At 37.4% G+C, this 6,023-nt stretch carries 4 protein-coding genes, 1 pseudogene and 1 riboswitch; of the genes and pseudogenes, 2 read left to right on the top strand and 3 right to left on the bottom strand.

The genetic code is table 11. The annotated features are described in order from the left end of the window. Positions 1–354 precede the first annotated feature (354 nt). Entirely contained in the window at positions 355–564 is a 210-nt protein-coding gene (locus EKM61_RS12240; protein WP_225417801.1) for a helix-turn-helix domain-containing protein, read from the bottom strand. Positions 565–678: 114 nt separating this feature from the next. After that, positions 679–1,032: pseudogene (locus EKM61_RS12235) on the bottom strand (cyclic nucleotide-binding domain-containing protein); the annotation flags it as partial. 313 nt (positions 1,033–1,345) lie between these two features. On the opposite strand from EKM61_RS12235, the gene EKM61_RS11080 reads away from it, so the two are divergent. After that, the gene (locus tag EKM61_RS11080; protein WP_068225490.1) at positions 1,346–2,017 is read left to right on the top strand and encodes a deoxynucleoside kinase; all 672 of its coding nucleotides are present in this window, start codon (positions 1,346–1,348) and stop codon (positions 2,015–2,017) included. 238 nt (positions 2,018–2,255) lie between these two features. Next, positions 2,256–3,701: a helix-turn-helix domain-containing protein gene (locus tag EKM61_RS11075; protein WP_082924842.1), complete on the top strand. Its 1,446-nt coding sequence runs from the start codon at positions 2,256–2,258 to the stop codon at positions 3,699–3,701. A 365-nt stretch (positions 3,702–4,066) separates the two neighbouring features. On the opposite strand, the gene EKM61_RS11070 is transcribed toward EKM61_RS11075, so the two are convergent. Next, on the bottom strand, positions 4,067–5,518 hold the full coding sequence (locus EKM61_RS11070) for an amino acid permease (protein WP_068225492.1): 1,452 nt from the start codon (positions 5,516–5,518) through the stop codon (positions 4,067–4,069). Positions 5,519–5,725: 207 nt separating this feature from the next. Continuing rightward, a riboswitch (Lysine riboswitch) is annotated at positions 5,726–5,902 on the bottom strand. Between the last annotated feature and the right edge of the window lie 121 nt (positions 5,903–6,023).

Raw genomic sequence — 6,023 nt, 5'->3', positions numbered from 1 at the left:
ACAACTCAATCAGTATAGCAGATTAAGCGGTTGCTTGTCAAGCAGTAATTTGAATTTTTATTCAATCAATATTCAAGCTTGCTTAACGCGACAACTTTTATAGTTTAGCAAGAATCTAATTTGTTGTCAAGAACTTTTCTATGAATCAGAATTGATTCGTGACTGCTTTAACAACAGAAATAACTATACCAACAATACGTCCCACGGTCAAGCATATCTTCTAAATAAATTAGGAAAAAACTTATGCACGAACAATTATAGTTATACTTAAAATTAGAATTCGGATTTCCATTTTAAATCCAGTATAATAATTGCTAAATATTCATTTATTCATCATTTAAAGTAACATTGGAATCAGACAAATAACAATCCATCCCGGTTACGAATCTGAATCATTCTCTGCGGTATTTGCTTAATGTAACCCGCTTCTTCAAAAGCCGTTAATTTTCGTGATATCGTTTCAGGCGTTGTCCCTAAATAAGTGGCCAATTCCTTTTTCTTCATTGGTAGTTTAAACTCATCCGTTTTATCTGCATCCGCCGTATCCAATAAATAAAGTGCCAATCTAGTTTCAATGCTTTCCGTAGTTACACGTGTTGTTTGTTGTTCCAAAAGTTGAATTCGCTTTGCCAGTACATTTAAAATACGTAACGCAATTGACGGATAATCTAATAGTAGCTTTTGGAAATCTTGACGTCGTATCTCGCAAACGGTCGCTTCAGTTAAAGTTTCTGCGTAAGACTGATGGGCCTGATTTTCCTTAAACAAAGCATATTCACCATCAAAATCTCCCGGATTTAGTAAATGTAGTAACTATTCGCGGCCATTTGCGGCCAACTGGTAGATCTTAACTTGCCCGGAGTCAACAATGTAAAGCGTATCGGCCAAGTCAGTTGCCTGATATAGAATAGTTCCACGTGGTTGTTTTGTTGGTCGAATCACCGTTGCAATTGTTTTTAAATCAGCATGTGGTAATGCTTCAAAAATTGGTACCAAACTTAAACACGCTGTGTAGTCATGAGTTGAATGCATTTTTGTCCTCCTTTATTTCCAAAGTTTACTTTACGCCATCACAAACTTCACTGACCAAGAGTACTTATCCCCTCAGCACAAACCTTATACTCTTTTCTTTTCAATCTTCAAAGTCTATTTTGCTTAATCACTTTTATTAACTATCATTTTACACATTTAATTGTCATAGGGAATTGATTTGAATCAAGTTACATCGTTAAATTTGCTGAGATATAAAACTAATAGCAACATATTGCAATCATCACAGTTGATGGTACAATATATAGTATTCGAATTTTGGTAGTCCACCAATTAATTAAGGAGCTCAGCAATTATGATTGTATTAGCAGGTACTATTGGAGCGGGTAAAACTAGTCTCACTACCTTATTAGCACAACGTCTCCACACTAAAGCATTTTACGAATCTGTCGATGACAACCCCGTTTTACCATTTTTTTATAAGGATCCTAAAAAATATGCATTTCTACTGCAAATTTACTTTCTAAATAAACGTCTTGCTCAGCTTAAATTGGCGGATCAACAAAGTGAAAGCGTAATGGATCGTTCTATTTTTGAAGACTCACTGCTTTTTCACTTAAACGCAGATCTAGGGCGTGCTACTGAAACCGAGGTTGGCGTCTATGATTCACTGATGAAAAATATGATGCAAGAATTACCACACACAACTTATAAGAAGAAACCAGACTTACTTATTCACATCAACATTTCTTTCGAAACTATGTTAACGCGGATACAAAAACGCAATCGTCCTTACGAACAAATTGATCAAGATCCTACCCTTTACAATTACTATCATGAACTAAATCAGCGTTACAACACTTGGTATGAATCCTACCATGAAAGCCCGAAGATGCAAATTAATGGTGATAGTCTTGATTTTGTTGAAGATGAGCTAGCACGCAAAAAAGTTCTAACGCTCATTGAACAAAAATTAGATACCCTCCCACGGTTAAATCAATTAGACACTGTTGGTAACCACAACTAAATAACTTATTGCCCGTTTAATTTTGAAGGATCTCTTCCAAATTTAGACGGGCCTTTTTTCGGCAAAGCAGGTAACAATCTAAGTAAAACAGTTGGTTTAGCAGACTTTCAAAAGATTGTTGCTGTTGCAAATCTTTGCCATAATAGTAAAATAAAATTAGACAGGTTAAAGATAGGGGGGTAAACGGATTTTATTCGAAGAACTGTTTTTAGAAAAAACGGACCTCCAAAAATTTTTAATGTTTCGTGTTCTAAAAACCATCGACGCCAATTCGTTTACTATAAACGATATTAGTACCGCGTTAAATCTATCTTATCAGCAGACCTATAATGCTTTTCAGGATTTATTGACGGATATGCGGGTTCTGGATAAAAACATTGATAAAAATGTTGGTCGCCATAAATTAATGTCCCAAGATTCCTTTCATGTTACGCTTGATCGTTATCGCTTATTTTTATTAAAGCACTCATTGGTTTTTCAATTTGTTGATTATTTAGTTCAACACGCAAACCCAACAATCGATAATTTTTGTGAAACACAATTTGTCAGTAAATCAACTTTACTGCGTAAGACGGCAGCACTCAAAAAATTTATGAATCGTTATTCATTACGCTTTTCTTACACCCATTTAAGAATTATCGGTGATGAGCGTAATATTCGCCTACTTCTGTTTACTTTCTATTGGATTGGTTTTCATGGTATTGAATGGCCGATTAATGAATTTTCATTTAAGGACATGTTTCGCAATTACCAAAGGATAGATATGAAAAGTAATGATATTATTGTTGAATTACAAGAAGTTTTAATGTTAGGTATTTGCCGTACTCGTGTTGAACATGGCTATTTAATCCATAATGGTTCTGATTTCGACCTACTAACCCACAACAATGCTACTTTTGAAAAATTATCTTTCGCTGAAGATGTAATTCCTGGGCTTTCAAAAAACCAGTCGTTAAACGAACATAAATTTTTCTTTTTTTCACGATACATCACGATTTCATTTTCCCCAGAATTCAGCGATCAATCGCAAGAATTTTATAAACACTTCGCAACTGAAAACAATACGGTTTGGAAATTCACTCAAAATTTTATGACCTATCTAGTTCAATATTCAGTGCCTGAAAAACAGAGTAAGATTATAAATGACCGTCAATTGACGACCAATGTCTTACGCTTGGCCATGGCAGCAGAAGTTTTACAAGAAGACCATCCAAAATTAATGGATTTTTATTCCCATGAGCATCCCGAATACGAACAATCTAACCTATTCCAGATTATTAGAAATTATTTTCAAACGATTAAAACAAACCCAGACTTTAAAATTATCTATAGCTGCCACAAGAGTTTGGCGCACTACCTCTATTACCTACTGATCCCTTATCTACGCCAATTTGAAAAAAAACAGATTGTTAAAGTCCGACTACTTATGGAAAACAACGATTTGCTTACCCGCGATGTATCAGTCTTTTTGCGTGATATCAGTATTGTCCAAGTTTTAGACAATAAGGCCAGCTTTGAGGATGCAGATCTTATTGTGACAACCGTTGATGATGTTTCACATTATCTGGGGGTTAAATTTCCGGATGACAAAAAAATTGTACACTGGAATTTAGACGCACAAGACAGCGATTTTTATAGTTTATACATGAAAATCAAGCACACATACCTTACTAAACTTACTTAGCAGTACAAATAGTAAGCGGCCAGGACTTTTGTCCTGGCCGCTATTTATTTCCGAACATTGCTCTAGAACGTGCGTCAAAAGTCTGGATTTACGTGCCTAACTACGGCTAATTCAATAATCATAGTGCGGTTATTGAATTAGCTTACGTTACGCAGTGAACCCAAAACCGACTTTTTTCCCATTTTTAAGCTTAAATCATATTTGTGCGTTGAAAGTGCTGGCTGTCTTTTTTATTACGAATTCGAAGTCCCAGGGAGTATGCTCGACCGTAGCTTCACTCTCAGTCTAAACAAAAAAAGTTCTGAGGTTAATCGATGAAAATCGATTAACCTCAGAACTAATCTTAGATTGTTTCGTTCTTTTATTTAATCATCCCGTATTTTACTTAAATCAACCTTTTCTAGCGGAATAACGTGCGTTTTATGCCGAATTTTATAATAACCATATAAAATTATAAATAAGGGCACACTCATGTAACTAATACCAAGTGCTTGCCAATCTAACGTTTTTACAGCGTTTAAATCCTGGCCAACAATAACTAAAACACCTAACACCATTGCCAAAATTGGACCAAATGGAAATAGTTTGGCATGATATTTTAACTCGCCCAACGAATGACCTTGAGCAATAAAGGCCTTACGGAAACGATAATGCGAGATTGCGATCCCTAACCAGGCAATAAAGCCAGTTAAACCAGAAGCCGACACAAGGAACATATAGATCCGCGGTCCCCAGATACCGGTCATAAAGGTAAATAGCCCAACAACTGTTGTTAACAACAAAGCCGGAATTGGAACACCATGACTATTAACTCGCCCGAATGCTTTTGGCGCAATGTGTTGTTTTGACATTGCCCATAACATCCGCGTGGACGCGTACATCCCTGAATTTGCTGCCGAAATAACTGACGTTAAGATAACTGCATTGATTACACTGGCGGCGGATGCTAGCCCAACCCGCTGGAAAACTAGTGTAAAGGGACTGATCGCAACATCACTAGCACTCGAACCTAATAAATCCTTACTTGTATAAGGCAAAATAGCGGCGATTACAAAAATAGCTAAAATATAGAATAATAGGATTCGCCAAAATACCTGCTTAATTGCCTTGGGAATACTTGTCTCTGGTGTTTCTGACTCACCAGCAGTAATCCCAATTAATTCCGTTCCTTGGAAAGAAAACCCAGCTACAACGAAGACGCTGAGAATACTAGGAATTCCGCCAACGAAAGGCGCCTTACCAATCGAGAAGTTTTTCAGCCCAATTGCTGGCCCATTACCACCCATAATACCAAAGATAGTTAAGAAGCCAACAATCAGAAACACAATCACCGTGACAACTTTAATAATCGACAACCAATACTCGGTTTCACCAAAGGTTCGTACAGATAGCGCATTAATCACAAAAATTACTGCTAGAAAGAAGGCGCTAAAAATCCAACCAGGAACGTGTGGTAACCAAAAATGCATCACAATCCCAGTGGTAGAAACATCAACGGCCAAAGTAATTGCCCAGTTAAACCAATAATTCCACCCCATCGCAAAACCCAAAGCTGGATCAACAAAGCGCCCAGCATAAGTGGCAAACGAACCGGAAACTGGGATGTAGGTTGCCATCTCACCTAAACTCGTCATTAAAAAGTAAACCATTAGCCCAATGCCAATATAGGCAACTAAGGCTCCACCTGGCCCGGCGGTAGAAATAGCTGATCCTGAGGCAACAAAAAGCCCAGTCCCAATACTACCGCCTAAAGCAATCATCGATAGGTGTCGCGTCTTTAACTCACGCTTAACCCCACCATTATTCTCCTGCGCCATCTAAAAAATCCTCCTCTGCCTAACCTAAGTGCGCTAAAACCAGTACCCTTTAAACTACTGGTCAAGCATCACTGGCTAGACTTTAAATTTTTAGAGGTCGCTTTCTCCTGTTGCGTCATTTATTCTTACCCACACTTTAGAACAAATAAAAAACGTCCTTTTTGCCCAAGCTACTACAACGGCAAAAAAGACGATTAGTCTTCACAGTCAGTCGATAGCGCTCCGTAACTATTGTTACGACAGTTCTTAGCCTTTTAAGCCAAGTCCCAACCACAACTTGAAAAAGCAAGCCATGACTTCGGCGGATCACCCTTTTACAAACCTTCACCAGCGCTTTTCGCTTCCAGTTTGTGACTTTTGATCTCCGCAACCTCAATCTTATATTGTTTTATTATAGCTAACTTCTATGCTAGAAACAAGCTCATTTATTTGGGTCTCTGTCAAATCGTATTGGTGGAGATTTTGAACGGCACATTCACTTCGGTGAATGTGCTTTTTGTTTACT

The sequence above is a fragment of the Loigolactobacillus backii genome (assembly GCF_003946275.1).
Taxonomy (GTDB): Bacteria; Bacillota; Bacilli; order Lactobacillales; family Lactobacillaceae; genus Loigolactobacillus; species Loigolactobacillus backii.
Note: the sequence above shows the minus strand (reverse complement) of the source record. Positions and strands in the feature narration are given on the sequence as shown.